Below are 26999 nucleotides of genomic sequence, written 5' to 3'. Positions count from 1 at the left end.
AATCAATAACGGCCCGGAACGGTTCCCATACGCTGTTTCAACGAAGTTTGCGGTTCGTTGAACAGGGATGCGTAGTAGGTCGCGTTGGTCATGACTTTTTTGACGTAGTCGCGGGTTTCAGTGAAGGGGATGGTTTCGGCGTAAATCGCGCCTTCCAGAGGCGTAGAAGCCTGCCAGTTGCGGGCGCGGCCGGGGCCGGCGTTGTAGCCTGCGGTTGCCATCACTTCGTTGTTTTGCAGGCGGCGTTTGGCATCTGCCATGTACCATGTGCCCATGCGGATGTTGCCGTCCATGGTGTAGAGTTCGCTGCTGCTCATGCCGATTTTGCCAGCGATTTCTCGGGCGGTGGCGGGCATAACCTGCATCAGGCCTTGCGCGCCGACGCTGGATTGCGCGCCCATGACGAAGCGGCTTTCTTGGCGGATCAGACCGTAAACCCAAGCGGGGTCGATGCCTGCTTGCGAGGCGTAGCGGACGGTGGTCTCTTTAAACGGAGAGAGGTAGCGCAGGTTGTAGTTGAGTTTGCGCTCGGTCCGGTCGGCGCTGTTGATCGCCATGTCGTAGAACTGGTTTTCAAAGGCGACTTGCGCGGCAGTCAGGAGGTTGTCCTCGTTAAAGTCGCGGGTGGCGAAACGCCATTCTGCCTGCGCCTGACGGCGCATTTTGGCATCGTTGCTGCTTTGGCTGTTTTTAAACAGAACCAGCGCGCGTTTGATGGCGCCGTCGTCTGCCATGCGGCGGACGTCTTTTTTATCGGCGTCGGAAACGTTGTTTTTGGTATTGACGCGGCGGCCGAGTTCTTCGCCTGCTAAGACGGCGTAGAAATTGCGTCCGCTTGCAGCGGCTTTTTCGTACATTTCTTTAGCACGGCTTTGGTTGCCTTGTGCGGCGTAGCTGCGACCCAGCCAGTATTGCCAAGTCGGGTCTTTTTGCAGGTTGTCGGGCATTTGTTGGATGATGCCGGACAATTCGTTCCAGCGTTGCAGGCGTAGGGCGGCGCGGGCGTACCATTCGAATTGCTCGTCGATCAGTTGTTTGCGGTCGGAAACGCGGTTGTAGTAGCTCAACGCAGTCTGCATGTTTTGATTTTGCGCTTGGTAGAGTCCCAATACGCCCCATGCGAAGCTGCTTTGCTCGCGGCTTAAGCCGGATTCCATGCCGGACAGGGTAGAGGCTGCGGAGGAGGATTTTCGCGCGTCTTTGCCGATAACGTTCAACAGGCTGTATTCGCGCGAACCTTGTGAGCCGCCCTCAAACGGGCTGCCCAAGGCAGCTGCCAAGCTGCGTGCGTCGCTGGTTTGGCTATTGCTCAACAATCCGCGCACGCGGCGCCATGCGTCGTTGCTGTTCAGACGACCTGCCGATGCCGCGCTTTCGATCAAACGGGTACAACCCGCAGGCAGCTTGTTGGTAACGCGCACAAGCTCTGCCGCCATGTTGTAGCTGCCGCTGCCCAGTTCGGCATAACATTGCACTTCCTGCACCCGGCCCGCCGCATTCAGCTTTTTGTTTTCTTGGCGGAACACATCCCATTGTCCGCGCACGCCGAGGCTTTTGAGCCATTCGTTGCGGACGTTTTCAGCCATCGCGCTGTCGCCCGCTTGCGCCAAGAATTGTTGCACCCACATATCGTCGCCGCGTTTGGCAGCGTCCAGCGCGCCTTGATATTGACCGTAATCGGACAATACTTTGGATTCGCCTTCGGCGCGGCGGGCGGGGATGGAAGCGGGTTCGGTCAGGGAAGAGCCAGGCTCTTTGGATGAAGTCGCGTCGTTTTCGGAGGCACACGCCGACAAAATCGCGGCGGCAATCAGGCTGAGCGAGAGGGAAAATATGCGTTGTGCGTTCATTACTTGCCGTATCTTTATTAGAATCAATTAGAACCGTATTCTAAACGATTTGGCGGCATTATCCGAATCTGAAACCGATATTTACATTAACCGCGTAATCAGGGACAACAAAAAGGTCGTCTGAAAAGCGGAATGGCTGTTTCAGACGACCTTTGAGGCATGGGCAAAGTTTACATGCAGCCTTCGTTTTGCAGCAGGGTAAACAGGGGAACGCCGTTTTCGCGGATTTTGCTGCCGCCGATCAAGTCCGTAAATTCCAAAATCGCCGCCGCTTCAACGACTTCGCCGCCGAGTTTTCGGATTAGTTCTACGCCTGCGAGCATGGTGCCGCCGGTTGCGACCAAGTCATCGACCAGCAGCGCGCGCGCGCCGGGTTTGACCGCGTCTTTGTGGATTTCGACTGTCGCTTCGCCGTATTCCAGCGCGTAGCTTTGCGAAATCGTATCAAAAGGCAGCTTGCCCTTTTTGCGGATGGGGACGAAGCCGACGTTCAACTGATACGCCAACGCCGCGCCGATGATGAAGCCGCGTGCGTCCAAGCCAGCCACGACATCGATTTTCTGACCCATATAGCGGTAAACCAGCAAGTCCACCAAAAGGCGGAAATATTCCGCGCTTTGAAGTACCGGTGTAATGTCGTGAAATAAAATGCCTTTTTGCGGCCAGTTTTCGATTTTGCGGATTTTGTCCGCCAATGCGGCGACGCCCATCGCCTCAGGATGAACCAACATTTTGCGTGTTCCCAAATGAAAAGTTTTTAACACGATATTGTAGCCGTCAGACTGCCGGTTGCCAAATCCATCGGGGCTGAAAGGTCGTCTGAACATGAAATTACACGCCCCGTATGCTACAATCAACAGATAATCCCATCGGTACCGACATCATGAAACCCCATAAAAAAGGCAATATTTTCATCATTTCCGCCGCTTCCGGCACGGGCAAGACCACGCTGGTTTCCCGTCTTTTGAAAAACAACGCCGATTTGCGCGTCTCTGTATCGCACACCACCCGCCAGCCGCGCGAAGGCGAGCAGCACGGCGTACATTATCATTTTGTTCCCAAAGAGGAATTTGAATCTTTAATCAAACAAAAAGCCTTTCTCGAACACGCAAACGTTTTCGGCAATTATTACGGAACCAGCATAGCGGGGGTCAATTCCCTTAGCGAAGAGGGTTACGATGTGATTTTGGAAATTGACGTGCAAGGCGCGGCGCAGGTGCGCAAATCGCTGCCCGAAGCCAGCAGTATCTTCATCCTGCCGCCTTCGTTCGAAGTCCTTGCCGAACGCCTTAACGGGCGCGGCACCGACAGCGAGGAAGTTATCCAAACCCGCCTCTCCAAAGCGCGTCACGAAATCGAACAATCCGTCCTATTTGACTATATCGTCGTCAACGATGATTTAGACAGGGCGGAAGCCGATTTGCTTCACATCATCAAAGCAGGTCGTCTGAAAAAATCTTCCCAGCAAGGATTTATCTCAAACCTGTTGGAAAATTCCTGAAAAACAGCGAAAATACGCATTTACATTCCATCACAAATTAATAGAAAGAAAGCAAACAAATGGCCCGTATCACCACTGAAGACTGCACAGGCAAAATCCCCAATCATTTCGACCTGACCCTCGTCGCCGCCCGCCGCGCACGCCAGCTTGAAAACGGCAACGCCCCTATGGTTGACGACATCCGCAACAACAAACCGACCGTTACCGCCCTGCGCGAAATCGCCGCCGGTCAAATCGGTACCGAGCTGCTGACCCGTAACAAATAATACCGGCAGGCAAAATCTGCCCAACCGCCGCGCGGATTGTATCGGCGCGACACCCGACCGATACAGTCTGACGGCTCAAAACAAAACACACACCGAAGGCCGTCTGAAATGCCCGCCCCCCAGCCCACTGCCCCCTATGACGCGCTGACTGCCGAAGCCCGCGAACTTTTGTTTCGCACCGCCTCCTATCTCAGCCCATCCGAACAGGCCGAGCTTGAAAAAGCCGTCGCCTACGCCTTTCACGCCCATGACGGACAAACCCGTAAAAGCGGCGAACCCTACATTACCCACCCCCTTGCCGTCGCCACGCAACTTGCGTTGTGGCACATGGACATACAAGGCTTGTGCGCGGGCGTGATGCACGACGTACTCGAAGACACGGGCGTATCCAAAATCGAAATGGCGGCAGAATTCGGCGAAACCATCTCCGAGATGGTGGACGGGCTTTCCAAACTCGAAAAACTCAAATTTGAAGATCATGCCGAGCATCAGGCGGAAAGCTTCCGCAAGCTTATTCTCGCCATGACCAAAGACGTGCGCGTGATCGTCGTCAAACTCGCCGACCGCCTGCACAATATGCGCACACTCGGCTCCATGCGTCCCGACAAACGCCGCCGCATCGCCAAAGAAACCCTCGAAATCTACGCCCAAATCGCCAACCGCATCGGCTTGAACAACGCCTACCAAGAGCTTCAGGACTTATCGTTTCAAAACCTCCACCCGAACCGCTACGAAACCCTTAAAAAAGCGATGGACAACAGCCGCAAAAACCGCCGCGACGTCGTCGGCAAAGTTTTGCGCGCCTTCAGCCAGCGTTTGGTCGGCGCGAACATCGAAGCCAAAATCAAAGGCAGGGAAAAAAACCTGTACAGCATCCATCAAAAAATGTTGGCAAAAAAATTGCGCTTTGCCGAAGTCATGGACATTTACGGCTTCCGCGTCATCGTCAACAGCATTCCCGCGTGTTACGCCGCCCTCGGCGCGCTGCACAATCTCTATCAGCCCAAACCCGGACGCTTCAAAGACTATATCGCCATCCCGAAAAGCAACGGCTACCAAAGCCTGCACACGACCCTGGTCGGCCCTTACGGCTTACCCATTGAAGTCCAAATCCGCACGCGCGAAATGGATGCCGTAGCCGAAGGCGGCATCGCAGGCCACTGGATATACAAATCCGGCGAAAACACCGTCGATCAAGCCGTCCTCCATACCAACCAATGGCTTAAAAACATCCTCGATTTGCAAGCCAGCAGCGCGAACGCCATCGAATTCCTCGAACACGTCAAAGTCGACCTGTTCCCCAACGAAGTCTATATCCTGACACCCAAAGGCAAAATCCTCACCCTGCCTAAGGGTTCGACACCCATAGACTTCGCCTACGCCGTCCACACCGATATCGGACACAAAACCGTTGCCGCCCGCATCAACAACACCATGATGCCCCTGCGTACCAAGCTCAAAACCGGCGATTCCGTCGAAATCATTACTTCCGAACACGCCAAGCCCAATCCGGCATGGCTGAATTTCACCGTTTCCAGCCGTGCGCGCAGCGCCATCCGTCAATACATCAAAAACCTCAACCGCCACGACGCCATCATCCTCGGAGAAAACCTGCTGCAAAAAGCCCTGTCCAGCCTGTTGCCCAAAGACGTATTGCTTTCAGACGACCTCAAAGAAAAATACCTCGCCGACCTCAACGACAAACAAACCTCGTTTGAAGAAGTCCTCTACAACGTCGGCATGGGGCATACCCTGCCCGTGTACGTCGCCATGCACATCGCCGAACTGGCAGGGCAGCACTTCGGCAGCGAAGTCAAACTCAGCCCCATCAAAGTCAACGACCAAGAAACGGGAAGCATCCATTTTGCCAAGTGCTGCCACCCCGTCCCGGGCGATTCCGTCCGCGCCCTTTTGGTCAAAGACAAAGGCATGATTATCCACCGCGATACCTGTCCGACCCTGCTCAAATCCGACCCCGAGCAGCAGCTTGATGCGAACTGGGAAGGCATGGGCAGCCATACGTATCGCAGCGGGCTTACTATACAATCCGAAGACGCCCACGGCCTGCTCGCCCTTATGGCGCAAGCCATCTCCAATTCCGGCGCGGACATCGAGTCTGTCGAAACGCCCAATAAAGCGCTTGCAGGTACGGAAGGCTTTGTCGAATTCAATTTTATTATCAAAGTAAGGGACTTGAATCAAATCAACCAAATTATTCACAACCTGCACACTATCCCCCAAATACGTAAAGTGGTACGAAGCTAGCTGAACGGTATCGATTGAAATTTAATCTGCTCTGAAAAAGGTCGTCTGAAAACCATCATTCCGGTTTTCAGACGACCTTTTTGAACCTTATTATTTACCGTTCGGCGGTGCTGCTTCTTTCAGCCTGCTCTTCTGCCGCTTCATACGCTTCCACAATTTTCTGTACCAGCGGATGGCGGACGACGTCTTCGCTAGTGAAGGTGTGGAAATACAGCCCTTCTACGTCGCGCAGTTTTTCGCGGGCGTCTTTCAGGCCGGATTTGATGTTGCGCGGAAGGTCGATTTGGCTGATGTCGCCGGTAATGACGGCTTTCGCGCCGAAGCCGATACGGGTCAGGAACATTTTCATTTGTTCGGGCGTGGTGTTTTGCGCTTCGTCCAAAATCACATACGCGCCGTTGAGCGTGCGGCCGCGCATGTAGGCGAGCGGGGCGATTTCGATCAGGCCTTTTTCCATGAGTTTGGTCACGCGGTCGAAGCCCATCAGCTCGTAGAGCGCGTCGTAGAGCGGACGCAGGTAGGGGTCGACTTTTTGCGCCAAATCGCCGGGCAGGAAGCCGAGTTTTTCGCCTGCTTCGACGGCGGGGCGGACGAGGACGATGCGTTCAATTTGGTGTTTTTCCATGGCATCGACGGCTGCGGCGACGGCGAGATAGGTTTTGCCCGTACCCGCGGGACCCAACCCGAAGACGACGTCGTGGTTCAACAGCGCGCGGATGTAGCCGTTTTGGCGCGGGGTGCGTCCGCCTATGCTGCCGCGTTTGGTGCGGAAATAATATTGTTGGTCGTGGTGTTTTTCTTTGTGTTTTTCGTCGGCGGTTTTGGCTTCGACGGCGGCAAGGCGGATGGCGTTGTCGTCCAAATCGCCTTGTTCGGCGGCTTCGGCAAGCGCGAGCAAGGCGCGGCGGCCGGCGTGGGCGAGTTCGCCCATGAAGGTGAAATGTTCGAAGCGGCGGCTGATTTGGATGTCGAGGGCTTTGCCCAAGGCTTCGAGGTTGCCGTCGAGCGCGCCGCAGAGGCGTTGGAGGACGGTGTTGTCGATGTCTTCAAATTGAAGATGGACGGTATGGGTCATATGCTTTTTTCCATGGCGATGAAAGGTCGTCTGAAAGGTACGGGATGCTTTTCAGACGACCTTTCGGTGTTATTTGTTTTGCGCTTGTTCGCGAAGCTCGCGGCGCAGGATTTTGCCAACGTTGGACTTGGGCAATTCGTCGCGGAACTCGATGTCTTTCGGCACTTTATAAGCAGTCAGCTCGGAGCGGCAGAATGCGATGAGTTCTTCTTTGGTGAGGCTCGGGTCTTTTTTGACGACGAAGACTTTGAGGGCTTCGCCTGTTTTTTCGTTGGGCACGCCGATACAGGCGACTTCCATGACTTTATCGTTGTGCGACACGACTTCTTCGATTTCGTTCGGGTAAACGTTGAAACCGGAAACGACGATAATGTCTTTTTTGCGGTCAACCAGTTTCAGCCAGCCTTTTTCGTCCATGACGGCGATGTCGCCGGTTTCCAAAAAGCCGCGCGCGTCTATGGTTTTAGCGGTTTCTTCGGGACGGTTCCAGTAGCCTTTCATCACTTGCGGGCCGCGCACCCAAAGTTCGCCCGGCTGTCCGATGCCGACTTCTTTGCCGTTCGCATCTCGCAATTCGACTTCGGTGGAGGGAACGGGCAGTCCGATGCCGCCGCTATACGTTTCGATATTGAGCGGGTTGCAGCACACGCCGGGGCTGGCTTCGGTCAGACCGTAGGCTTCGACAATGGGCGTACCGGTGATTTTTTTCCATTTTTCGGCGACGGCTTTTTGAGTCGCCATGCCGCCGCCCAAAGTCAGGCGCAGGTTGGAGAAATCGACGGTGGCGAAATCAGGTTGGTTGACCATGCCGTTAAACAGGGTGTTCACGCCGATGAAGACGCTGATGCGCTCTTTTTTGAGTTCGCCGATAAAGCCTTTCATGTCGCGCGGGTTGGTAATCAGGATGATTTTGGAACCGGCGTTGGTGAAAATCATCAGGTTCACCGTCAGGGCGAAGATGTGGTAAAGCGGCAGCGCGGCGATGACGGTTTCTTTGCCTTCGCGCAGTTGGTTTTTAATCCATTCTTTCGCCTGAAGCATATTGGCGCAGATGTTGCCGTGGCTGAGGACGGCACCTTTTGCCACACCGGTCGTGCCGCCCGTGTATTGCAACAGCGCGGTATCTTCGCGGGTCAGGGTAACGGGGCGGAAGGTATGTGCCGCACCTTCTTTCAGGGTCGTCTGAAAAGGGATAGCACCGGAAATACGGTATTCGGGCACCATTTTTTTGATTTTGCGCAGCACGAAATTCATCAGCGTGCCTTTGAAGAAACCGAACATTTCTCCGACAGAAGCGACGATGACGTGTTTGATTTGCGTGCGTGGCAGCACCAGCTCCAGCGTGTTGGCAAAATTTTCCAGAACGATGATGGTGGTCGCGCCGCTGTCTTTCAACTGATGCTCCAGCTCGCGCGGGGTGTAGAGCGGATTGGTGTTTACCGCCACCAGCCCCGCTTGCAGGATGCCAAAAAGTGCAATCGGGTATTGCAGCAGGTTGGGCAGCATAATCGCCACGCGCTCGCCGCGCGGCAGCTTCAGGACGTTTTGCAGATAGGAAGCAAAATTTTCCGCCAGCTTGCCGACCTCGGCGTAAGTGAGCGTTTTGCCCATGTTTTGAAACGCGGGTTGATGCGCGAATTTTTCAACGCTTTGACGGAATACGTCGCTGATAGAGCTGTATTGCGTGATGTCGATTTCGGCATTGACGCCTTGTTCGTAGCTGTTGAGCCAGAGTTTTTCCATATAAATAGTCTTGTTTCGTTGGTTTTATGGTTGTCTTGAGGTCGTCTGAAAAGACGGGAGCAAACCCGCTGTAATAGTTTTCAGACGACCTTTTATCTTTTTTATTCAAGCGGTAATAATGACGGGCTTATCTGTGGACATGATAATGCCGCCGCCCAAGCAGACGTCGCCGTCGTACAGCACGGCAGATTGACCGGGCGTTACCGCCCATTGTGGTTCGTCGAACACCAGCTCGACCGTGTCATCATCGAGATAACGCAATTCGCAGGGCGCATCCGCCATGCGGTAGCGGGTTTTGCAGGTGTAGCGCCCTTCTTTCGGACGTGCGGGCAGGGTGAAACTCAAATCGTTCATGATGAGGCTGCGGGTATAGAGCAGCGGATGGTCATGACCTTGTACGACGATGAGTTCGTTTTTCGTCAAATCCTTCGCGGCGACAAACCACGGCTCGCCCGCGCCGCCGATGCCCAATCCTTTGCGCTGTCCGAGCGTGTAGAACATCAGCCCGACGTGTTCGCCGACGTTTTTGCCTTCGGGCGTGACCATTTTGCCGTTGTTGGTCGGCAGGTATTTTTGCAGGAACTCGCGGAACGGACGTTCGCCGATGAAGCAGATGCCGGTACTGTCTTTTTTGGCGGCGGTCGGCAAATTAAATTCGGCGGCAAGGCGGCGGACTTCAGGTTTTTCCAAATCGCCCAACGGGAAAATCGCGCGTTCGAGTTGGAAAGGCTTGAGGCGGTAGAGGAAATAGCTTTGGTCTTTGTTTTGATCCAAACCTTTGAGCAGGTAATGAGTGCCGTTGCGGACTTCTTTACGCGCATAATGCCCGGTGGCAATGGTATCCGCGCCCTGCTCTATGGCATAGTCCAAAAAGCATTTGAATTTGATTTCGGCGTTACACAACACATCCGGATTCGGCGTGCGCCCCGCGCTGTATTCTTTGAGGAAATAGGCGAATACGTTGTCTTTGTATTGGGCGGCAAAATTGACGATGTCGATGTCTATGCCGATGATGTCGGCGACGGCAATGGCATCGAAAGAGTCTTGCTTGATGCTGCAATATTCGTCATTGTCGTCGTCCTCCCAGTTTTGCATAAACACACCGCGCACTTGATAACCCTGCTGTTTGAGCAAGGCGGCGGTTACGGAGGAATCGACACCGCCGGAGAGCCCGACGATGATGTTTGAAGGTTGTTGAGTAATGTCCATGAAGGGGATATGGGTAGGAAACAGCGGTTTTTAAAGGCGGATTTTAGCACATTTTGATGAAGGGATAAGGAAGGCCCTAAAAGATGAATGGCGTTCTGATGAATTTCATATTGCAAGTAATGATTGAATTTGCCCAACCCAAATAACAAAAAGGTCGTCTGAAAATGTTCAGACGACCTTTTGAGTTCAAACGATGAACGATTAGTGTTGATGCGCGCCACCGTGGTCATGACCATGGCTGTGATCCATACCGGATTGCGGCGCAGTTTTCACTTCCAGTTGTACGGTTTGAGGTTTGGCATTTTTGAATTTCAGGGTAACCGGTACTTTTTCGCCTTCTTTCAGCGGTTTTTTCAGACCCATGAACATAACGTGGTAGCTGCCCGGTTTCAGCTCGGTTACGCCTTTTGCCTCCAGCGGAACACCACCTTTGACTTCGCGCATGCGCATCACGCCGTTGTCGTTGACATGGGTATGCACTTCAACGCGGTCGGCTACCGGGCTGCTGCCGCCGACCAAGAAGTCTTGTTTGGCTTCATCGTTGTGGATCTTCATGAACGCGCCGCCCATTTTCATGCCTTCGACGGTGGCACGCGCCCAACCGTCTTCAACGTGAACACCGGCTGCGGAAGCGGTGGATACCAAACCTGCTGCGATCAGGGTTGCCAATAATTTTTTCATGTATTGCTCCTTTATGATGAAATGGGTGGTTTTGTTGCGGCAAAAGCTTTCCGCGCGACATTGCATGTCGGTAATACTGTTCTCATCCTACATGCAATGGTCGTCTGAATGCTTTGACTCAGATTAAACAAAATGATTCAAATTAATTCATGAGAATTAATACTTAGTAAGTATAAATCATCTCAAAGTAAATTTAAACATACCCGTGCCACAATGCGATCGCCCACACGATACCCAGCATCGTCAAAGCGAGCAATTGCGCGGCGGAGCCGGCATCTTTGGCGCGTTTTGCCAATTCGTGTTTTTCGGTGGAAGTGTGGTCAACGGCGGCTTCGACGGCGGTATTGAACAATTCGGTAATCAGCGAAACAAACGACGCAATAATCAGCAGCATTTTGGTCGCGGAGTCGAAATTGAGGATGAAGGTCAAGACAATCAAAATCAGGTTCAGCCACAATACTTGGCGGAACGCGCTTTCATAGCGGTAGGCGGCGGCAAGCCCGTCTTTGGAATAGCCGAATGCGTTGATGATGCGTTTGATGCCGCTTTTGCCTTTTTTATCGGCAGCGTAAGAAGATGGTTTCATAAGTTGTTTGTATCAATATTTATATTTGTATAGTGGATTAGCTTTAAACCAGTACGGCGTTGCCTCGCCTTAGCCCAAAGAGAACGATTCTCTAAGGTGCTGAAGCACCAAGTGAATCGGTTCCGTACTATCTGTACTGTCTGCGGCTTCGCCGCCTTGTCCTAATTTAGTTAATCCACTATAAAAAGGGGGCGTCTGAAAACGAGCGCAGCGAGTTTCGCTAAAACGAGCAAAGCGGGTTTTACTAAAACGGATTCGGGTTTCAGACGACCTTTCGGTATTATTGTTTGGACCAAGCTTCGACAGCGTCGGCAAACATCGCGGCGACATCGAAGTTTTTTTGTTTCATGATTTCTTGGAAACCGGTCGGGCTGGTCACGTTGACTTCGGTCAGGTTGCTGCCGATGACGTCCAAACCTGCCAGCAAGATACCGCGGCGTTTGAGTTCGGGGGCGAGGGTTTCGGCGATTTCTCGGTCGCGTTCGCTCAATTCCTGCGCCACGCCGCGCCCGCCTGCCGCCAGATTGCCGCGTGTTTCGCCGTTTTGCGGAATACGCGCCAAAGCATAGGGGACGACTTCGCCGCCGATAATCAGGATGCGTTTGTCGCCGTGGACGATTTCGGGAATGTAGCGTTGTGCCATGATGGTGCGGGAATCAAGCTGCATCAGGGTTTCGAGGATGCTGCCGATGTTTGGGTCTTTTTCGGTCAGGCGGAAAATACCCATGCCGCCCATGCCGTCCAACGGTTTGATGATGATGTCGCCGTGTTCTTTCAAAAATGCGCGGACATCGGCGGAACGGGTCGTAACCAGCGTAGGCGCGGTGAACTGGCTGAAATTCAAAATCGCCAGTTTTTCATTGAAGTCGCGCATCGCCTGCCCGCTGTTAAAGACCTTCGCGCCCTGCTGTTCCGCCAGCGTCAGGAATTGGGTGGCGTAGAGGTATTGCATATCGAACGGTGGGTCGGTGCGCATAATGACGGCATCGAAGTCTTTCAAGGTCGTCTGAACTTTGTCTGCCGCTTTAAACCATTCATGGTCATCGTCGCTTTTTGCACCGAGAAACTCAAACGGCGCAGCCTGAGCCGTCACCAATCCTTGCTGTACGGACAACTCGCCGCTCAAGGTATGGAAAAGCTGCCAGCCGCGTTTTGCCATCTCGCGCATCATGGCGTAGGTGGTGTCTTTGTAGGTTTTGAAACTTGCCATCGGATCGGCAATAAACAGGACTTTCATGGGAACTTCCTTATAAACAAACGACGTAATCATACCTTGTATTGAGGTCGTCTGAAAGGGCGCGGGCAGTTTGGCAAAGAGGTCGTCTGAAAAGCGGTTTGTAAATGGTTACACAAACTTCCTTTTCAGACGACCTCTTCGATTCTGCGTTTAAGCGGCGGCAAGGCTGATTAACTCTGCCGCGTGGCTGCGGGTCGTGTCGGTAATGATTTCGCCGCCAAGCATACGGGCGATTTCTTCGATACGCTGCTGATGGTCCAACACGCTGATTTCGCTGACAGTTTGTTCGCCTTCGCTGTGTTTGCGCACCTGCCAATGGTTTTCACCGCAGGAAGCGACTTGCGGCAGGTGGGTCACGGCGAGCACCTGATGTTTTTTACCTAAAGCACGCAGAGCTTTGCCGACCATTTCTGCCACGCCGCCGCCGATACCGGTATCGACTTCGTCAAAAATCAGCGTAGGGACTTGCGTGTATTGGCTGGTAACCACCTGCAAGGCAAGGCTGATGCGGGCAAGTTCGCCGCCGGACGCGACTTTGTTCAACGGACGGGACGGATTGCCTTTGTTGGCGGCAACTTGAAACTGTACCTGCTCCAAACCGTGCGCAGTGGGGGAAGACGGCAGCAGGACGATGTCGAAACGCGCGCCTTTCATGGCGAGATGCTGCATATGTCCGGTCGTTTCCTCGCCCAACCTGCCCGCCGCCTGATGGCGCATGGCGGAAAGAACATGGGCGGCTTCCTGATATTCGGCAAGGTTGCGGGCAACGGTTTGCGTCAACGCTTCCAAATCGGCAGCAGCTTGCAGGCTTTGCAAGCGTTCGTCGATTTCAGCCAGCTTTTGCGGCAGGGCTTCAGGCTCGATGCGGTATTTCCGCGCCATCCCCATCAGCTCGCCCATGCGCTGCTCCTGCGCCGCCAATTCGTTGGGATCGATGTCGCTGCGGCCTGCGACGTCGCGCATATTGGCACTGATTTCGCCCAATTCGGCTTCAATGCTCGCCAGCATATTCAGGCTTTCGGCAAAGCGCGGCTCAATGTTTTGCAGATTGGTCAACAGCTTTTGGCATTGATAAATTTGACGTTGGATGCCGTTGTCGCCATCGATGTAGTCGCCGACTTCTTCGGCAGCCTGCAACAGCTCGGCAGAATGGGCAAGGCTGTCGTGGCTTTGGCTGAGGGCTTCCCATTCGCCTTGTTTGACGTCCAACTGGTTCAATTCGTTGAACTGCCATTCCAAACGCTCACGCTCGATAATGATGGTCTCGGCGTGTTCCTGCGCCTCTTGGAGGGCTTTTTTAGCATTGACCCAGTTTTGATAAAGCTGTCTGACGGTTTCCGCCTGTGCTTTGCTGCCCGCAAATGCGTCCAACAATTCGCGCTGGGCAGATTCTTGATTGAGGGAATGGTGGGCGTTTTGCCCGTGGATGTCGATAAGCTGCCCGCCGACGGCTTTAAGCTGCGCCAACGTGGCTGCCTGATTATTGATAAAGCTGCGGCTTTTTCCTTTGGCGTCGATGATGCGGCGGATGCTGAGTTCTTCCGCGTCTTCGTCTAAAAAACCCTGCTCCTGCAATTGGGCTTTGAGATCGGGCAAAAGGCTGATGTCAAACAATGCCGACAATTGCGCTTCCTTCGCGCCACTGCGGACTTGGCTGTAATCGGCCTTATCGCCCAACAAAAGCCCTATTGCGTCCAGCGTAATCGATTTGCCCGCGCCCGTTTCTCCGGTCAAGACGGTAAAACCGCTTTGGAAATCCAGATTGAGGTTTTCAACAATGACAAAATCGCGCAGGGAAAGTGCCAACAGCATGGTAGTATTCCTTAGTAAATCGACCGCACATCGGCGGCATAACTTTAGATATGCTGATTATAACTAAGATTTTTTATAGCTTGAATAAGATTTTCTATATTTATTCAAATTTTTCTTATTGAAATTTTATACATTTGATTTTTATTATTTTATTTACAACACCTTCTAAATAGATCGTCTGAAAACAGTCGGCAACAAAAAAACCTGCCAAAAACGGCAGGTTTTTTATCGGATGACTCGCTGTATTACAGGCCGCTCAGACGGGCGGTATCGTGTGCAATCATCAATTCTTCGTTGGTCGGGATAACAACGGCGACGGCTGCGCTGTCGGCAGTCGTAATCACGCCGGCGTTACCGAAGCGGGCTTTCAGGTTGGCTTCGTGGTCGGCTTTCAGACCGAGGAAGCCCAAGTAGCCGAGTACGCGCTCGCGGATGATGTCGGAGTTTTCGCCGATACCGCCGGTGAAGACGAGCACGTCCAGACCGCCGGCTGCCACAGCCATGCTACCGATGTATTTAGCGAGGCGGTAGATGAAGACGTCCAGGGCGAGTTTCGCGCCGGGATGGCCTTTGCCGGATTCTTCTTCGATGGTACGGCAGTCGTTGGACAGGCCGGACAAGCCGAGCAGGCCGGATTTTTTGTTCAGCATGTCGGTGATTTGGGTGATGGTCATGTTGGCGTTTTCAGCGAGGAAGCCGAAGACTGCGGGATCGATGTCGCCGCTGCGCGTACCCATCACGAGGCCTTCCAGCGGGGTCAGTCCCATGCTGGTATCGCGTGATTCTCCGTTGGCGACGGCGGTAATGGACGCGCCGTTACCCAAGTGTGCAATCACCATGCGCAGGTCTTTTTTATCTTTGCCGAGGAAACGGGCGGTTTCATCAGAAACGTAGCGGTAGCTGGTACCGTGTGCGCCGTAGCGGCGCAAGCCGTATTTTTCATACAGTTCATGCGGAATCGCGTATGTGTAGGCGTGTTCCGGCATGGTTTGGTGGAAGGCGGTGTCGAAAACGACGACGTTGGGCAGGTCTTTGAAAATGCTTTGTGCGGCACGCAGGCCCAAGAGGTGCGCGGGGTTGTGCAGCGGGGCGAGCGGGATACATTTTTCGATGCCGGCGATGACTTCGTCGTCAACGAGGATGGATTCGCTGTACAGTTCGCCGCCGCTGACGACGCGGTGGCCGATGGCGCCGATGCGGCTGTCGAGGCCGTGGGCTTTGAGTTCTTCCATCAGGGCTTCAACTGCGCCGGTGTGGTCGGGCTTGGCAGACAGGTCGACTTTGTGTTTTTCGCCGTTTACTTTGAACGTGATGTAAGCGTCGGGCAGGTTGAGTTTTTCGGCAAGGCAGCTGAGCAGGACTTCGCCGCTGTCGTTATCCAGTACGGCGCCTTTGAGGGATGAGCTGCCGCAGTTCAAAACTAAGATGAGTTTTTGGGTCATTTGTTGTGGCTCCTGAAGGTTTCAGACGACCTGTGCGGGCAGTATCGGCAATCTGTTCTTTGTCGTGGATATACCGCCAAACATCTCCCGCAGGCATAGTGGATGCGCTTGAGGTTCGAGCCGGGCGTCTGCGCGGCAGGGTTGGTGGCGTAAAATCTATGAAAGAAAAATGACCGCTACATTCGGAATGGGGCAACTTTATGAATATTGCTTTCCGTGTGGTTTCTGCCGCCACCGGTTGGACGGGGTCGTCTGAAATCGGTTGATGAATGTAAACCGCGCTATTCTAGCAAAAAACGGGGGCGGCTGCTTGGCTTAATGTTTGACTTGGAGCAGGCGGAAAGCGATAAAGGAAGATACTGATGTTTAAAGGGAAACGGTTTGTTTTCAGACGATCTGTCGAACGCGGGGGCGTAAAGCCCTTTGCAGGGGCGTGTCAAACTGTTACATTTAGAAAGTTTTTGTATTCACTATGTCGTCTGAAAACAGCGGCAGCCTTTTAAGATTCTTTGATATGCACTATTTCAGTATCCATACGCAACAAGGCGCCCATGTGGGCTTTTTCATCATGCTGCCGGATGATGAATCCGAAACTCAGCCGCAGAGCGGGCGTTTCGCCGTCAAGCTGCAAAGTGAAGAAGGCGCGGTGGCGGAGGTTTTGGCGCCTTTCGGGCAAACCGAGATTCCGCAATATTGGCGTGTCGTAAAAGACCGTATCGAACTGTTTTTTGACGACGCCCCCGTCGGCTCGCTGCGCAACGAATATCTGACCGTATCGGGACAGACTTTTGTCTTAACCGATTTGACCGGAGCGATGTGATGGAAAGTATGTTTATCTTAGTGCCCATCAGCATTATTTTGGCGTTTGCCATCGGCTATTTTTTCTGGTGGTCGGGCAAAAACGGACAGTTTGACGACCTCGAAGGTCCGGCACACCGCATTCTGATGGACGACGATTCCACCGACAAGCTGCTTGAAAACGAAATAGAAAAAGAAGAACAAGAATCCGAAAAATGAGCCTCAAAAAAGACAATCTGAATTTCCCGACCAGCCGCCGTTTCGCCCCATTATTCGGCACACAGTTTCTGGGCGCGTTCAACGACAATATGTTCAAAACCGCGCTGTTTGTGATGATCAGCTTCTACGGTTTGGGCAAAAACAACTTCCTGCCCGCCAGCCAAATGCTGAACTTGGGCGCATTGCTGTTTATCCTGCCGTATTTCCTGTTTTCCGCGCTGTCGGGACAGCTGAGCACCAAATTCGACAAAGCCGTCTTGGCGCGATGGATCAAAGTATTGGAAATCGTCATCATGGCGGTGGCGGCGTTCGGCTTTTATATCCAGTCCGCCCCGCTGCTCTTGGTCTGCCTGTTCTGCATGGGCGCTCAATCGACGTTGTTCGGCCCGCTGAAATACGCCATCCTGCCCGATTACCTCAACGACAAAGAGCTGATTATGGGCAACAGCCTGATCGAATCGGGAACGTTCATCGCCATTTTGTTCGGTCAGATTTTAGGCACGTCCGTCGCAGGCTTGCCGCCCTCCCTCGTCGGCATCTTAGTATTGCTCGTCGCCATCGGCGGCACGCTGACCAGCTTCTTCATGCCTAACGTCCCCGCCAAAGCCCCCAACACGAAAATCGAATGGAACATCGTCAAAGGTACGCACGCGCTCCTGCGCGAAACCGCGCAATATGATTCCGTCTTCACATCCATCATCGGCATTTCATGGTTTTGGTTTATCGGCTCGGTTTACACCACCCAACTGCCGACCTTCACGCAAATCCATTTGGGCGGCAACGACAACGTCTTCAACCTCATGCTCGCCCTATTCTCCATCGGCATCGCCGCCGGCTCGGTGTTGTGCGCCAAACTCAGCCACGAACGCCTGCTCTTGGGCTTGGTAACCGTCGGCACGACCGGTTTGACCGTATTCGGCTTGATTTTGGTATGGCTGACCCAAGGACAACGCTTTACCGAACTCAACGGCATCACCTGGTTCCTGTCGCAAGGCATGGCGTATCCCGTCATGCTCGTCATGACGCTGATCGGCTTCTTCGGCGGCTTCTTCTCCGTCCCGCTCTACACTTGGCTGCAAACCGCCAGCAGCGAATCTTTCCGCGCCCACGCCGTCGCCGCCAACAACATTATCAATGGCGTGTTCATGGTATCGGCTGCCATTTTAAGCGCGGTACTCTTGATGCTGTTCGACAGCATTTCCCTGCTTTACCTGATCGTCGCCATCGGCAATATCCCCTTGATTGTTTACCTGATCCAGCGCGAACCCCGTTTCTTAAACGATATGGGCAAGATATTTCACAATATCGGCAAACGGTAAGCCTAAGCTTAAAAAAGGTCGTCTGAAAACGGGAATCCCATTTTCAGACGACCTTTTACTTATCTAGTGCTTATGCCTCAACCGGCTTTAAAACCAAGCTGCAGTTTCCGTTTTTCACTTGCAACAGCAAATCGATATTGGGATGCTTGCCCGGATTGGCTTGCGCATCGGCAACGTGTTCGGCAAACCAATCCAAACCCTGTGCAGCGGCGGCGGCATCGAGTTTGCCGCCGAAATTCAATGCCAAAGCGTTGTAGAGTTTCAGCGAGCCTTGCTTGCCGGGCGCGTTGGGGATGTAATGGACGGCTTTGCCTTGTGCGTCGAGGATGTCGAGTCCGCTCAAATGACCGATGTCGGGCATGGCGGCGAGGTTGTCTTGGAAGCTCATGGTTGTCCTTTCTAACATGGGATTTTCAACGAAAAATACCTTGTATAGTGGATTAACTTTAAACCAGTACGGCGTTGCCTCGCCTTAGCTCAAAGAGAACGATTCTCTAAGGTGCTGAAGCACCAAGTGAATCGGTTCCGTACTATCTGTACTGTCTGCGGCTTCGTCGCCTTGTCCTGATTTAAAGTTAATCCACTATAAAAAAGGTCGTCTGAAACCCATACATTCAGTTTCAGACGACCTCAAATCACGAATCAGCGCGTGCCGAAAATCTTATCGCCCGCATCGCCCAAGCCGGGGATGATGTAGCCGTTTTCGTTCAGATGGCTGTCGAGGGCGGCGGTGTAGATGGTGACGTCGGGATGCGCTTCATTGACGGCTTTGACGCCTTCGGGCGCGGCGACGAGTACCAACGCTTTGATATTTTTGCAGCCTTTCGCCTTCAACAAGTCGATGGTAGCCACCATAGAGCCGCCGGTAGCGAGCATGGGGTCGATAATCAACGCGGGGCGTTCGTCCATGCTGTCCACGAATTTTTCAAAATAGGAAACGGGTTTGAGCGTTTCTTCGTCGCGCTGCAATCCGACCACGCTGATTTTGGCGGTCGGAATCAGGTCGAGCACGCCGTCAAGCATACCCAAACCGGCACGCAAAATCGGCACGACGGTCAAGGTTTTGCCCTTGATGCGGTCACCTTCGATTTGACCGCACCAGCCGTCGATAATGTATTTTTCGATTTCAAAATCACGGCTGGCTTCGTAAGCCATCAGGCGCGCCAGCTCGGTAGTGAGGGTGCGGAATTTGTAAGTGCTGCAATCGGCCTCGCGCATGAGCGTGAGTTTGTGGCGGACAAGGGGGTGATTGATAACGGTTACGTTCATTTGGCAGGCTTCGGATTGTTTTTGAATGGGTGTGATTATACTTTTTTTTGAATATTCGGAAAAGCAGGCAGAACACGGCAAAAGGTCGTCTGAAAAATTTTTCAGACGACCTTTTGCTATATTTCATCAGGCTTTCAGCAAATCTTGCAATTCGCCGGCTTCAAACATTTCCATCAAAATATCGGAACCGCCGACAAATTCCCCGTTGACGTAGAGTTGGGGGATGGTCGGCCAATCACTGTATTCCTTAATACCTTGGCGGACGGCATCGTTTTCCAAAACATTAACGGTTACATAATCGGTGCAACCTGCGGCATTAAGAATTTGAACGGCACGGGATGAGAAACCGCATTGCGGGAACTGCTTCGTGCCTTTCATAAACAAAACAACACGGTGAGTGGTAACAACTTCTTTAATTTGGTCATGAATAGAGGTCATGGTGTGGTATTCCTTACTGACATAGTCGGTTAATCGGGAGTTGCGCCATTATACGCAAATTAATGCGATTGGTGTCGGATGTTTAAAGAAGGCTTCCGAAACTCTGACACTGTTTTTTAGACAATCCCCCAGCTTGACAGAAACTGTCTAATCAAAGATAATCCCGCAATTCATTTGCAGCCGCATCGACGGCATATTTGGCACCAAGCCGACTTGTTAGGAGGTGATGTTTACATCACGGCGCGTATCCCGCCGGTCGCAAGACACCCGAGATACAAACAACCACTTTTTTACAAACCGCCCCTTTTATCCTTATCCCTTTTGGCGGTTTGAAACCAGAATTCAATTTAAAGGAAATAAAATGCCTGCAATCCGCGTTAAAGAGAACGAACCCTTCGAAGTAGCCATGCGCCGTTTCAAACGTGCCGTAGAAAAAACCGGTCTGTTGACCGAGCTGCGCGCCCGTGAAGCTTACGAAAAACCGACTACCGAGCGCAAACGCAAAAAAGCCGCAGCCGTAAAACGCCTGCAAAAACGCCTGCGCAGCCAAAAACTGCCTCCCAAAATGTATTAACGTCTATTGCAGTTCTGAAACTATTATGCCGTCGCAACACACTGTGAGGATTTTCCTGCGGTGTGTTTTGTTTTAAATGTCTCTTGAAGACCTATAAAATAAGTTTAACAAAATAAAAGGGTTTAAAGGTGTCATGAAAAACTTTTTACTATTAATCAGCACTACATATTAGCAATGCTTGCAACAAAATATCCAATTTTTCTGAAAGTAATCCTATGAGCCTAAAAGTACAGTTAGCAGAAGATATGAAAACCGCGATGCTTGCCAAAGATGAAACGGCTTTAAGCACTATCCGCCTGGTCGATGACGCCATCAATCGATTCGAAGTGGACGAGCGTACAGAAGCTGATGACGAAAAAGTAATTGCCATCATCACCCAAATGGTCAAACAGCGCAAAGACAGTGCCAACATCAATGCCGAATCAGGCCGTAAGGACTTGGCAGATAAAGAAAATGCCGAAATCGAAATCCTGCACCGTTATCTGCCGCAAATGATGTCAGAAGAAGAAATCCGTACTGCCGTGGAAACCGTAGTCGCCATGACAGGGGCTTCCGATTTGACTGATTTAAACACAGCCATGAGCGTTCTGGAAACCCAGATTGAAGGCAAAGCCGATATGGGTAAGGTCACCAAAATTCTCAAAGAGGAATTAAGTTCGTAATTAAAATTAAATACCACCTATTAGACTAAATAGCACATACCCAATTGTATTAACAAAACAAAAGGTCGTCTGAAACCGAGATTTCGGGTTTCAGACGACCTTTTTCCTTCTACTGAACTGTTTTTTTAAACCGCTTCCGCTTCTTCCGCGAGGAAACCGCGCAGTTTTTGCATGGCTTTGGCTTCGATTTGACGAATGCGCTCGGCAGACACGCCGTATTCGGCTGCCAGCTCGTGCAGGGTCAATCCGCCATCGTCTTGCAGCCAGCGGCTTTCTACGATACGGCGGCTGCGGTCGTCCAGTTGCGCCAATGCGTTTTGCAGACCTTCGGTTTGCAGGGCGTAATGGGCTTGTTTGGACAGTTGGCGGCTGGGTTCGGCATCGTGGTCGGCAAGCCAGTCGATGGGGGCGAAGCTGTCTTCGTCATCGTTGTTGTCCGCCATGATGGCGATGTCGTGTCCGGTCATGCGTTGTTCCATTTCCATGACTTCGGACAATTTAACGCCCAAATCGTCGGCGATATCTTGCGCTTCTTTCGGAGACAAGGCATTCAGGTTTTTACGCATACTGCGCAGATTGAAGAACAGTTTGCGTTGCGGTTTGGTGGTCGCTACGCGTACCAGTCGCCAGTTGCGCAGGATAAATTCGTGGATTTCGGCCTTAATCCAGTGTACGGCGAATGAAAACAGGCGCGCGCCACGGCTGGGCTCGTAGCGTTTGACCGCTTTCATCAGTCCGATGTTGCCTTCTTGGATAAGGTCGGCTTGGTTCAGGCCATAGCCGTCGTAGCCTCGTGCGATGGATACGACGACGCGCAAATGGGAAAGAATGAGTTGTTTGGCGGCGTTAAGGTCGCCTTTTTGCTGACGCTCCGCGAGTTGGCTTTCTTCTTCGGGCGTCAACATGGGAATGCTGTTAACAGTGTGAATGTATTGCTCAAGGCTGCCGTTGCCACTGTGGATGACGGGTAATGCAAAGGCGTTGTTCATAAGAGGTGCTTTCCTTTATATGATGCAGAAACTGTTGTTTACTTGTTGTTTGCCGTGCAGTATATCACTGCCTGTTGCCCTATCGTATGCTGTCAAATGCCTTTTTCTGTAAAAGACTGTTTGATAGGTGAATTTTTATCTTTTACAAAACTCGATTGATTTTGAAAATTTGACTGGTTTACTGGGAATAAGTTCAGTATATTACAAACATTCTTGTATGTAAATAATAAATTTCAAGAAAAACGGCCTTATAAAAAGACCGCTTTTTCAAACTCAATCTAATTTTTTCCTGATTAAAAACAGTGCGATGGCAATGATTGACAACACTCCGATCAGCCACAGCGAACCGCCTGCCTTCATATAAGGAGTTTCGCCGACATAGCCTTTGATATGACCTTCCAAGACGGCATCGGTATTGGGTTCGCTCTCGGCGATGATGCTTCCTTTGGGAGAAATAATGGCGGTTGCACCGGTATTGGTGGCACGAACCATATAGCGTCCAAGCTCCATCGCGCGGGCTTGGGATTGCTGGAGCTGTTGGTACATGGCGTTGGAATCGCCGTACCACGCCATATTGCTGACGTTGGCAAGCAGCGTAGCGTTTTTGGCGGTAGCAATAAGTTCGTCACCAAAGCCGTCTTCATAGCAGATGTTGAAGGCGACTTTTTGATCTTTCATCGTCAAGGGTGCCTGCCCCGCTCCGCCGCGACGGAAATCGGCAAGCGGCATATTCATCATTTTGTACAACGGTTCGGTCAAAAAAGGCAGCGGTTTATATTCGCCAAAGGGAACCAGATGATTCTTGGCGTAATACGGGAGGTCGTCTGAAATATCATCGTAGTCGCTCAAATTGATTACAGCGTTTTCGTATCCGCTGCCGTCGGCTGTATATTGACCGATACCGACGGCCAACGCGCTGCCGTTAGTGCGCGCCTGCTCGGCAAACTGGGTCAGGATATTTTCCGGCAAATCCTGACGCATCACAGGCAGAGCGGTTTCCGGCAGGATAACGATGTCGGCAGATGTTTTGCTGATTTGACCGTAGTATTTCTGAATAGTGGGGACGACTTGTTCTTCATTCCATTTCAGACTCTGCTCGATATTGCCCTGCACGAGCGCGACGGTACTGGTGCTGCCGTCGGGTTTGGTAAAGTCGGTTTGCTGGGCGACATAGCCGACGGTACACAACATAACAATCATGCACATCGGCAGCAGGCGCTGTTTCAGACGACCCGTATTGTCAATCAGCAACACCAGCCATGCGCTGACAAATGCCGTCGCCAGCGTTACCAGATGAATACCGCCCAAAGGCGCAAAGCCGGCAAGCGGGCTTTCTTTGACGATTTGGGAATAGCCGATCGCCCCCCAGCCGAAGCCGGTCAACAGGCGTTCGCGGGCAAATTCCGCCAGCGTCCACAAAATCGGCAAAACGATACCGACCTTAACCCAGCGTGGCAGATGAAATTTCTTCCACAACCAAAAACAGGCGGCGGGATATAGCGCGAGAAACGCAGGCAGCAGGAAAGTCAGCGGAACCGCGTATAAATTAGGCAGGCCGGAAACATCGTGCAGCGCGGTATGTATCCAATAAAACTGCGCCGTATAAGCAATCAGCCCAAACAGATAGGCAGTGGAAACAGCAAAGCGCGGACGCAGTTCAATCAGTCGGATCAATGCGCCAAACAGCAAAGGCATCAGCCAAAAATGGTAATAAGGAGCGAAAGTCAACGGCGTGGCGGCGGCAATCAGGATCACCAGCGGCCAGTACAGCACAGGATGCTGCCAATATTGTTCGAGTTTGCGGAAAATGTTCATTGCAGAGAAAAGAAAATAAGAGGTCGTCTGAAAATACAGCTTCAACAAAGTTAAACCATTTTCAGACGACGTATCGATTGTTTAGTGTTTTTGAAACAGCTTCATCAATGGCAGCGCAACGGCGCAGGCGACGGCACCGGCAATCAGCCCGACGGCAAGGTTGGCGACATGCTCCATCAAGCCGCTGTCCCAATGTTGCGCGTGTAAGAAATCATGCAAAAAGCCCAAGTTGTGGATAATCAAACCGCCGCCGACAAGGAACATGGCAAGCGTACCCACCACGCTCAAACCGCGCATGAACCAAGGCATAAAGGCAATCAAGCCCCGTCCGACCGTTTGGATGCCCGTGCTTTTTTGACGCATCAGCAGCATACCGAAGTCGTCGAGTTTGACGATAACGCCGACCAAACCGTACACAAAAGCGGTCATACCGATGCCGATTGCCGTCATCACCAGCGAACGGGTCATCAGATCGTATTTTTCAACCACGCCCAAAGCAATAATAATGATCTCGGCAGACAGGATGAAATCCGTACGAATCGCGCCTTTAATCTTGGTTTTTTCGTCCAGCGTTTCGGCGTCTGCCTCCTCGTCTTCATGCGCTTCGTGGCGGTGTAAAAACTTATGCAGCAGCTTTTCCACGCCCTCGAAACACAAATAAATCCCGCCTATCATCAATAAAGGCGTAATCAGCTTCGGCAAAAAGGCAGACAGCAGCAAAGCCAGTGGCACCAAAATCAGCTTGTTCACCAAAGAACCTTTCGCCACCGCCCAAATAATTGGCAGCTCGCGTTCTGCCGACACGCCGGTAACCTGATTCGCATTGAGCGCCAAATCATCGCCGACCACGCCCGCCGTTTTCTTCGCGGCCATTTTGGTCATCAGGGCAACGTCGTCCAAGACAGCGGTAATATCGTCCAAAAGGGTGAAAAGCGAGGCAAATGCCATGATATATTTCCGAAAAGGGTCAGATTGAAGAAACCGGCTATTATAACCGAGAAAGTATGACACCGAAGGCTTTCAGACGACCTTTAATGGAAATTAACGGAATTTGGCGGGAAAGTTGAAGCATTTTCGAAGGCGACTGCGCGATATGGACAACAATTCAAATCATCACGGCTTCCATAACAGTAAAACAACCGCCCTGCCCTTTTTCAGACGACCTTTCCATGCAGAAAATCATCAGGAAATGTCATGCAGTTTCGCCCGAAACAGACAGTCAATGCTATACTTGCCAACTTATTGTCGATGAAAACCGGCTGGAAACAGCCGTTACGGAAACGAGAAATCAAGATGAGCAGAATCCAGCAAACCTTTGCCGCGCTTGACGGCGCAAAAGCCCTGATTCCCTATATTACCGTAGGCAATCCCGATCTCGATACCACGCTTGCGCTGATGCACAGTTTGGTTGAAAACGGCGCCGACATCCTGGAATTGGGCGTTCCCTTTTCCGACCCGATGGCGGACGGTCCGACCATCCAGCGCGCCGCCGAGCGTGCGTTGGCAAACAAAGTTTCCCTCAACGACGTATTGAACATCGTACGCCGCTTCCGTGAAACAAACGGCAACACGCCCGTCGTCCTGATGGGTTATCTGAACCCGATTCATAAAATGGGTTATCAGGCATTTGCCCAAGCGGCTGCCGAAGCGGGCGTGGACGGCGTGCTGACCGTTGATTCCCCTGTCGAAACCATCACCCCGCTGCACGACGAACTCAAAGCGCGCGGTCTCGACTGCATCTTCCTGATTGCCCCGACCACGACCGAAGAGCGTATCCAAACCATCGCCCGCGTTGCAGGCGGCTTTGTCTATTATGTTTCGCTCAAAGGCGTTACTGGCGCGGCAAGTTTGGATACCGAAGAAGTTTCGCGTAAAATAGAGCTTTTGCGCAAGTATATCGACATCCCGATCGGTGTCGGCTTCGGTATCAGCAACGCCGAAAGCGCGCGCAAAATCGGTGCCGTTGCCGATGCCGTCATCGTCGGCAGCCGCATCGTCAAAGAAATTGAAAATAACGCAGGCCGCGAAGCAGAAGCCGTCGGCGCGTTGGTAAAAGAATTAAAAGACGCAATCCGTTAAGGCCTTTTCCGAAAACACACGCAAAGGTCGTCTGAATCCCGAATTCCAAGGAGTCATCCATGAGTTGGTTAGACAAAATCCTACCGCCCAAAATCAAAAACCGCAGTAAAAGCGAAGGCTCGTCCAACGTTCCCGAAGGCCTGTGGCACAAATGCCCTTCCTGCTCGGCAACCATCTACTCGACCGAACTTCAGCAAAACGACCAAGTTTGCCCGAAATGTAACCACCACAACCCGCTTTCCGCGCGCGAACGCCTCAATTTGCTTTTGGACGAGGAAGGCCGCGAAGAAATCGCCGCCAATATCAAACCGACCGACCCGCTGAAATTCAAAGACAGCAAAAAATATCCCGAACGCTTGGCCGCAGCGCGCAAAGCCACCGGCGAAGATGATGCGTTGGTCGTGATGAAAGGCTTTATGAACGGCCTGCCCGTCGTGATTGCTGCCTTCGAATTCCGCTTTATCGGCGGCTCTATGGGCTCCGTCGTCGGCGAACGCTTCGTTCAAGGCGTGCGCCGCGCCGTAGCCGACAACTGCTCTTTCATCTGTGTTGCCGCATCAGGTGGTGCGCGTATGCAGGAAGGTGTCAACTCATTGATGCAGATGACCAAAACCAGCGCGGCATTGCATCTTCTGACTGAAAAACACCTGCCGTTTATCTCCGTCCTGACCGACCCGACCATGGGCGGCGTATCCGCCAGTTTCGCCTTCCTCGGCGATGTCGTACTTGCCGAACCCAACGCCCTTATCGGCTTTGCCGGCCCGCGCGTCATCGAACAAACCGTCCGCGAAACATTGCCCGAAGGCTTCCAACGCGCAGAATTCCTGCTGGAGAAAGGCGCTATCGACCAAATCGTCGACCGCCGCAGCATGAAACAGCGCATCAGCGACCTGATTACCCTGCTGCGCCGCGAAGACAAAGTCAATGCCGCTTAAACCGGGAAGGTTTGAGCTAAATAAAGGTCGTCTGAAAACTGATTTTTCGGTTTTCAGACGACCTTTTTATTTAGATAGCCCTCATTCAATACATATGTTTATTTCAACTAATAATCAATCCAAACCAAGACATCTAGAAGCAGGCAAAAGCATATAATCACTTTGTTTTCTATTTCCATTTGCAATTAAATCAGACCCATATCGATATACTCATAAAGTATTACTTCCACCAAAA

At 52.2% G+C, this 26999-nt stretch carries 26 protein-coding genes and 1 pseudogene; 10 read left to right on the top strand and 17 right to left on the bottom strand.

The features are described from left to right. Positions 1-2: 2 nt before the first annotated feature. Positions 3-1850, bottom strand: coding sequence for a lytic transglycosylase domain-containing protein (locus RSJ68_01815; GenBank protein ID WNU97523.1), 1848 nt, complete (start codon positions 1848-1850; stop codon positions 3-5). A gap of 170 nt (positions 1851-2020) precedes the next feature. Continuing rightward, entirely contained in the window at positions 2021-2581 is a 561-nt protein-coding gene (locus tag RSJ68_01810) for an adenine phosphoribosyltransferase (protein ID WNU98330.1), read from the bottom strand. A gap of 152 nt (positions 2582-2733) precedes the next feature. On the opposite strand from RSJ68_01810, the gene gmk reads away from it, so the two are divergent. From gmk to RSJ68_01795, 3 genes are all read left to right on the top strand, one after another. Beyond that, a complete protein-coding gene (gene gmk / locus RSJ68_01805) occupies positions 2734-3351 on the top strand; it encodes a guanylate kinase (GenBank protein ID WNU98329.1) in 618 nt (205 codons plus the stop codon). A 59-nt stretch (positions 3352-3410) separates the two neighbouring features. Continuing rightward, on the top strand, positions 3411-3617 hold the full coding sequence (gene rpoZ / locus RSJ68_01800) for a DNA-directed RNA polymerase subunit omega (protein ID WNU97522.1): 207 nt from the start codon (positions 3411-3413) through the stop codon (positions 3615-3617). A gap of 108 nt (positions 3618-3725) precedes the next feature. Further along, positions 3726-5882 carry a bifunctional (p)ppGpp synthetase/guanosine-3',5'-bis(diphosphate) 3'-pyrophosphohydrolase gene (locus tag RSJ68_01795; GenBank protein ID WNU97521.1) on the top strand — a complete coding sequence of 719 codons (2157 nt, stop codon included), beginning with the start codon at positions 3726-3728 and terminating at the stop codon, positions 5880-5882. A gap of 94 nt (positions 5883-5976) precedes the next feature. Here the strand turns inward: RSJ68_01795 and RSJ68_01790 are convergent, their stop codons facing one another. The 9 genes and pseudogenes from RSJ68_01790 to RSJ68_01750 form a co-directional block, all read right to left on the bottom strand. Beyond that, on the bottom strand, positions 5977-6957 hold the full coding sequence (locus RSJ68_01790) for a PhoH family protein (protein WNU97520.1): 981 nt from the start codon (positions 6955-6957) through the stop codon (positions 5977-5979). 69 nt (positions 6958-7026) lie between these two features. Next, on the bottom strand, positions 7027-8700 hold the full coding sequence (locus RSJ68_01785) for an AMP-binding protein (protein WNU97519.1): 1674 nt from the start codon (positions 8698-8700) through the stop codon (positions 7027-7029). Between the two features lie 105 nt (positions 8701-8805). Continuing rightward, positions 8806-9909, bottom strand: a complete 1104-nt coding sequence (gene mnmA, locus RSJ68_01780) for a tRNA 2-thiouridine(34) synthase MnmA (GenBank protein WNU97518.1) — start codon at positions 9907-9909, stop codon at positions 8806-8808. A 201-nt stretch (positions 9910-10110) separates the two neighbouring features. Next, complete coding sequence (locus tag RSJ68_01775; GenBank protein WNU97517.1) at positions 10111-10590, bottom strand: copper chaperone PCu(A)C; 480 nt, start codon at positions 10588-10590, stop codon at positions 10111-10113. Between the two features lie 193 nt (positions 10591-10783). Next, positions 10784-11176 carry a diacylglycerol kinase gene (locus RSJ68_01770; GenBank protein ID WNU97516.1) on the bottom strand — a complete coding sequence of 131 codons (393 nt, stop codon included), beginning with the start codon at positions 11174-11176 and terminating at the stop codon, positions 10784-10786. 27 nt (positions 11177-11203) lie between these two features. Next, a pseudogene (locus RSJ68_01765) lies at positions 11204-11398 on the bottom strand (hypothetical protein). A gap of 58 nt (positions 11399-11456) precedes the next feature. Continuing rightward, positions 11457-12413 (bottom strand): glutathione synthase, encoded by a 957-nt coding sequence (gene gshB / locus RSJ68_01760; GenBank protein ID WNU97515.1) that lies wholly within the window; start codon positions 12411-12413, stop codon positions 11457-11459. Between the two features lie 150 nt (positions 12414-12563). Next, positions 12564-14225 carry a DNA repair protein RecN gene (gene recN / locus RSJ68_01755; GenBank protein WNU97514.1) on the bottom strand — a complete coding sequence of 554 codons (1662 nt, stop codon included), beginning with the start codon at positions 14223-14225 and terminating at the stop codon, positions 12564-12566. Positions 14226-14470: 245 nt separating this feature from the next. Further along, positions 14471-15667 (bottom strand): acetate kinase, encoded by a 1197-nt coding sequence (locus tag RSJ68_01750; protein ID WNU97513.1) that lies wholly within the window; start codon positions 15665-15667, stop codon positions 14471-14473. Between the two features lie 514 nt (positions 15668-16181). Here RSJ68_01750 and RSJ68_01745 point away from each other — a divergent pair. From RSJ68_01745 to RSJ68_01735, 3 genes are read left to right on the top strand one after another with little or no spacing between them, the layout of a single operon-like run. Next, positions 16182-16487 carry a hypothetical protein gene (locus RSJ68_01745; GenBank protein ID WNU97512.1) on the top strand — a complete coding sequence of 102 codons (306 nt, stop codon included), beginning with the start codon at positions 16182-16184 and terminating at the stop codon, positions 16485-16487. Further along, a complete protein-coding gene (gene ccoS, locus RSJ68_01740) occupies positions 16487-16684 on the top strand; it encodes a cbb3-type cytochrome oxidase assembly protein CcoS (GenBank protein WNU97511.1) in 198 nt (65 codons plus the stop codon). Before RSJ68_01745 ends, ccoS begins: the two co-directional genes overlap by 1 nt. Continuing rightward, complete coding sequence (locus tag RSJ68_01735; GenBank protein WNU97510.1) at positions 16681-18003, top strand: MFS transporter; 1323 nt, start codon at positions 16681-16683, stop codon at positions 18001-18003. Before ccoS ends, RSJ68_01735 begins: the two co-directional genes overlap by 4 nt. A gap of 70 nt (positions 18004-18073) precedes the next feature. On the opposite strand, the gene RSJ68_01730 is transcribed toward RSJ68_01735, so the two are convergent. From RSJ68_01730 to grxD, 3 genes are all read right to left on the bottom strand, one after another. Further along, entirely contained in the window at positions 18074-18391 is a 318-nt protein-coding gene (locus tag RSJ68_01730; GenBank protein ID WNU97509.1) for a DUF2322 family protein, read from the bottom strand. Between the two features lie 254 nt (positions 18392-18645). After that, complete coding sequence (gene upp / locus RSJ68_01725) at positions 18646-19272, bottom strand: uracil phosphoribosyltransferase (protein ID WNU97508.1); 627 nt, start codon at positions 19270-19272, stop codon at positions 18646-18648. A 126-nt stretch (positions 19273-19398) separates the two neighbouring features. Further along, positions 19399-19710, bottom strand: coding sequence for a Grx4 family monothiol glutaredoxin (gene grxD / locus RSJ68_01720; GenBank protein WNU97507.1), 312 nt, complete (start codon positions 19708-19710; stop codon positions 19399-19401). Positions 19711-20071: 361 nt separating this feature from the next. Between grxD and rpsU the strand changes: the two genes are divergently transcribed. After that, positions 20072-20284 (top strand): 30S ribosomal protein S21, encoded by a 213-nt coding sequence (gene rpsU / locus RSJ68_01715; protein ID WNU97506.1) that lies wholly within the window; start codon positions 20072-20074, stop codon positions 20282-20284. Between the two features lie 215 nt (positions 20285-20499). After that, entirely contained in the window at positions 20500-20946 is a 447-nt protein-coding gene (locus RSJ68_01710) for a GatB/YqeY domain-containing protein (protein ID WNU97505.1), read from the top strand. Positions 20947-21071: 125 nt separating this feature from the next. Here RSJ68_01710 and rpoH read toward each other — a convergent pair whose 3' ends face one another. The 3 genes from rpoH to RSJ68_01695 form a co-directional block, all read right to left on the bottom strand. Beyond that, positions 21072-21935, bottom strand: a complete 864-nt coding sequence (rpoH, locus tag RSJ68_01705) for an RNA polymerase sigma factor RpoH (GenBank protein WNU97504.1) — start codon at positions 21933-21935, stop codon at positions 21072-21074. A gap of 273 nt (positions 21936-22208) precedes the next feature. Next, positions 22209-23750: an apolipoprotein N-acyltransferase gene (gene lnt / locus RSJ68_01700; protein ID WNU97503.1), complete on the bottom strand. Its 1542-nt coding sequence runs from the start codon at positions 23748-23750 to the stop codon at positions 22209-22211. Positions 23751-23831: 81 nt separating this feature from the next. Then, positions 23832-24698, bottom strand: coding sequence for a DUF808 domain-containing protein (locus RSJ68_01695; GenBank protein ID WNU97502.1), 867 nt, complete (start codon positions 24696-24698; stop codon positions 23832-23834). 345 nt (positions 24699-25043) lie between these two features. Between RSJ68_01695 and trpA the strand changes: the two genes are divergently transcribed. Together trpA and accD are read left to right on the top strand one after the other, a co-directional pair. Next, positions 25044-25829, top strand: coding sequence for a tryptophan synthase subunit alpha (trpA, locus tag RSJ68_01690; protein ID WNU97501.1), 786 nt, complete (start codon positions 25044-25046; stop codon positions 25827-25829). Between the two features lie 59 nt (positions 25830-25888). Further along, positions 25889-26764 carry an acetyl-CoA carboxylase, carboxyltransferase subunit beta gene (gene accD / locus RSJ68_01685; GenBank protein WNU97500.1) on the top strand — a complete coding sequence of 292 codons (876 nt, stop codon included), beginning with the start codon at positions 25889-25891 and terminating at the stop codon, positions 26762-26764. Positions 26765-26999 lie beyond the last annotated feature (235 nt).

Origin of the sequence: Neisseria sp. DTU_2020_1000833_1_SI_GRL_NUU_006 (assembly GCA_032388755.1) — a bacterium.
GTDB lineage: Bacteria > Pseudomonadota > Gammaproteobacteria > Burkholderiales > Neisseriaceae > Neisseria > Neisseria sicca_C.
The sequence above is the reverse complement of the archived record's forward strand: the minus strand, read 5'-3'. Positions and strand labels throughout refer to the sequence as shown.

Excerpts from the sequence above, each read along its gene's own strand:
- RSJ68_01815 (WNU97523.1), bottom strand. The coding sequence starts at position 1,850 with ATGAACGCACAACGCATATTTTCCCTCTCGCTCAGCCTGATTGCCGCC.
- RSJ68_01810 (WNU98330.1), bottom strand. The coding sequence starts at position 2,581 with ATGTTGGTTCATCCTGAGGCGATGGGCGTCGCCGCATTGGCGGACAAA.
- gmk (WNU98329.1), top strand. The coding sequence starts at position 2,734 with ATGAAACCCCATAAAAAAGGCAATATTTTCATCATTTCCGCCGCTTCC.
- rpoZ (WNU97522.1), top strand. The coding sequence starts at position 3,411 with ATGGCCCGTATCACCACTGAAGACTGCACAGGCAAAATCCCCAATCAT.
- RSJ68_01795 (WNU97521.1), top strand. The coding sequence starts at position 3,726 with ATGCCCGCCCCCCAGCCCACTGCCCCCTATGACGCGCTGACTGCCGAA.
- RSJ68_01790 (WNU97520.1), bottom strand. The coding sequence starts at position 6,957 with ATGACCCATACCGTCCATCTTCAATTTGAAGACATCGACAACACCGTC.
- RSJ68_01785 (WNU97519.1), bottom strand. The coding sequence starts at position 8,700 with ATGGAAAAACTCTGGCTCAACAGCTACGAACAAGGCGTCAATGCCGAA.
- mnmA (WNU97518.1), bottom strand. The coding sequence starts at position 9,909 with ATGGACATTACTCAACAACCTTCAAACATCATCGTCGGGCTCTCCGGC.
- RSJ68_01775 (WNU97517.1), bottom strand. The coding sequence starts at position 10,590 with ATGAAAAAATTATTGGCAACCCTGATCGCAGCAGGTTTGGTATCCACC.
- RSJ68_01770 (WNU97516.1), bottom strand. The coding sequence starts at position 11,176 with ATGAAACCATCTTCTTACGCTGCCGATAAAAAAGGCAAAAGCGGCATC.
- gshB (WNU97515.1), bottom strand. The coding sequence starts at position 12,413 with ATGAAAGTCCTGTTTATTGCCGATCCGATGGCAAGTTTCAAAACCTAC.
- recN (WNU97514.1), bottom strand. The coding sequence starts at position 14,225 with ATGCTGTTGGCACTTTCCCTGCGCGATTTTGTCATTGTTGAAAACCTC.
- RSJ68_01750 (WNU97513.1), bottom strand. The coding sequence starts at position 15,667 with ATGACCCAAAAACTCATCTTAGTTTTGAACTGCGGCAGCTCATCCCTC.
- RSJ68_01745 (WNU97512.1), top strand. The coding sequence starts at position 16,182 with ATGCACTATTTCAGTATCCATACGCAACAAGGCGCCCATGTGGGCTTT.
- ccoS (WNU97511.1), top strand. The coding sequence starts at position 16,487 with ATGGAAAGTATGTTTATCTTAGTGCCCATCAGCATTATTTTGGCGTTT.
- RSJ68_01735 (WNU97510.1), top strand. The coding sequence starts at position 16,681 with ATGAGCCTCAAAAAAGACAATCTGAATTTCCCGACCAGCCGCCGTTTC.
- RSJ68_01730 (WNU97509.1), bottom strand. The coding sequence starts at position 18,391 with ATGAGCTTCCAAGACAACCTCGCCGCCATGCCCGACATCGGTCATTTG.
- upp (WNU97508.1), bottom strand. The coding sequence starts at position 19,272 with ATGAACGTAACCGTTATCAATCACCCCCTTGTCCGCCACAAACTCACG.
- grxD (WNU97507.1), bottom strand. The coding sequence starts at position 19,710 with ATGACCTCTATTCATGACCAAATTAAAGAAGTTGTTACCACTCACCGT.
- rpsU (WNU97506.1), top strand. The coding sequence starts at position 20,072 with ATGCCTGCAATCCGCGTTAAAGAGAACGAACCCTTCGAAGTAGCCATG.
- RSJ68_01710 (WNU97505.1), top strand. The coding sequence starts at position 20,500 with ATGAGCCTAAAAGTACAGTTAGCAGAAGATATGAAAACCGCGATGCTT.
- rpoH (WNU97504.1), bottom strand. The coding sequence starts at position 21,935 with ATGAACAACGCCTTTGCATTACCCGTCATCCACAGTGGCAACGGCAGC.
- lnt (WNU97503.1), bottom strand. The coding sequence starts at position 23,750 with ATGAACATTTTCCGCAAACTCGAACAATATTGGCAGCATCCTGTGCTG.
- RSJ68_01695 (WNU97502.1), bottom strand. The coding sequence starts at position 24,698 with ATGGCATTTGCCTCGCTTTTCACCCTTTTGGACGATATTACCGCTGTC.
- trpA (WNU97501.1), top strand. The coding sequence starts at position 25,044 with ATGAGCAGAATCCAGCAAACCTTTGCCGCGCTTGACGGCGCAAAAGCC.
- accD (WNU97500.1), top strand. The coding sequence starts at position 25,889 with ATGAGTTGGTTAGACAAAATCCTACCGCCCAAAATCAAAAACCGCAGT.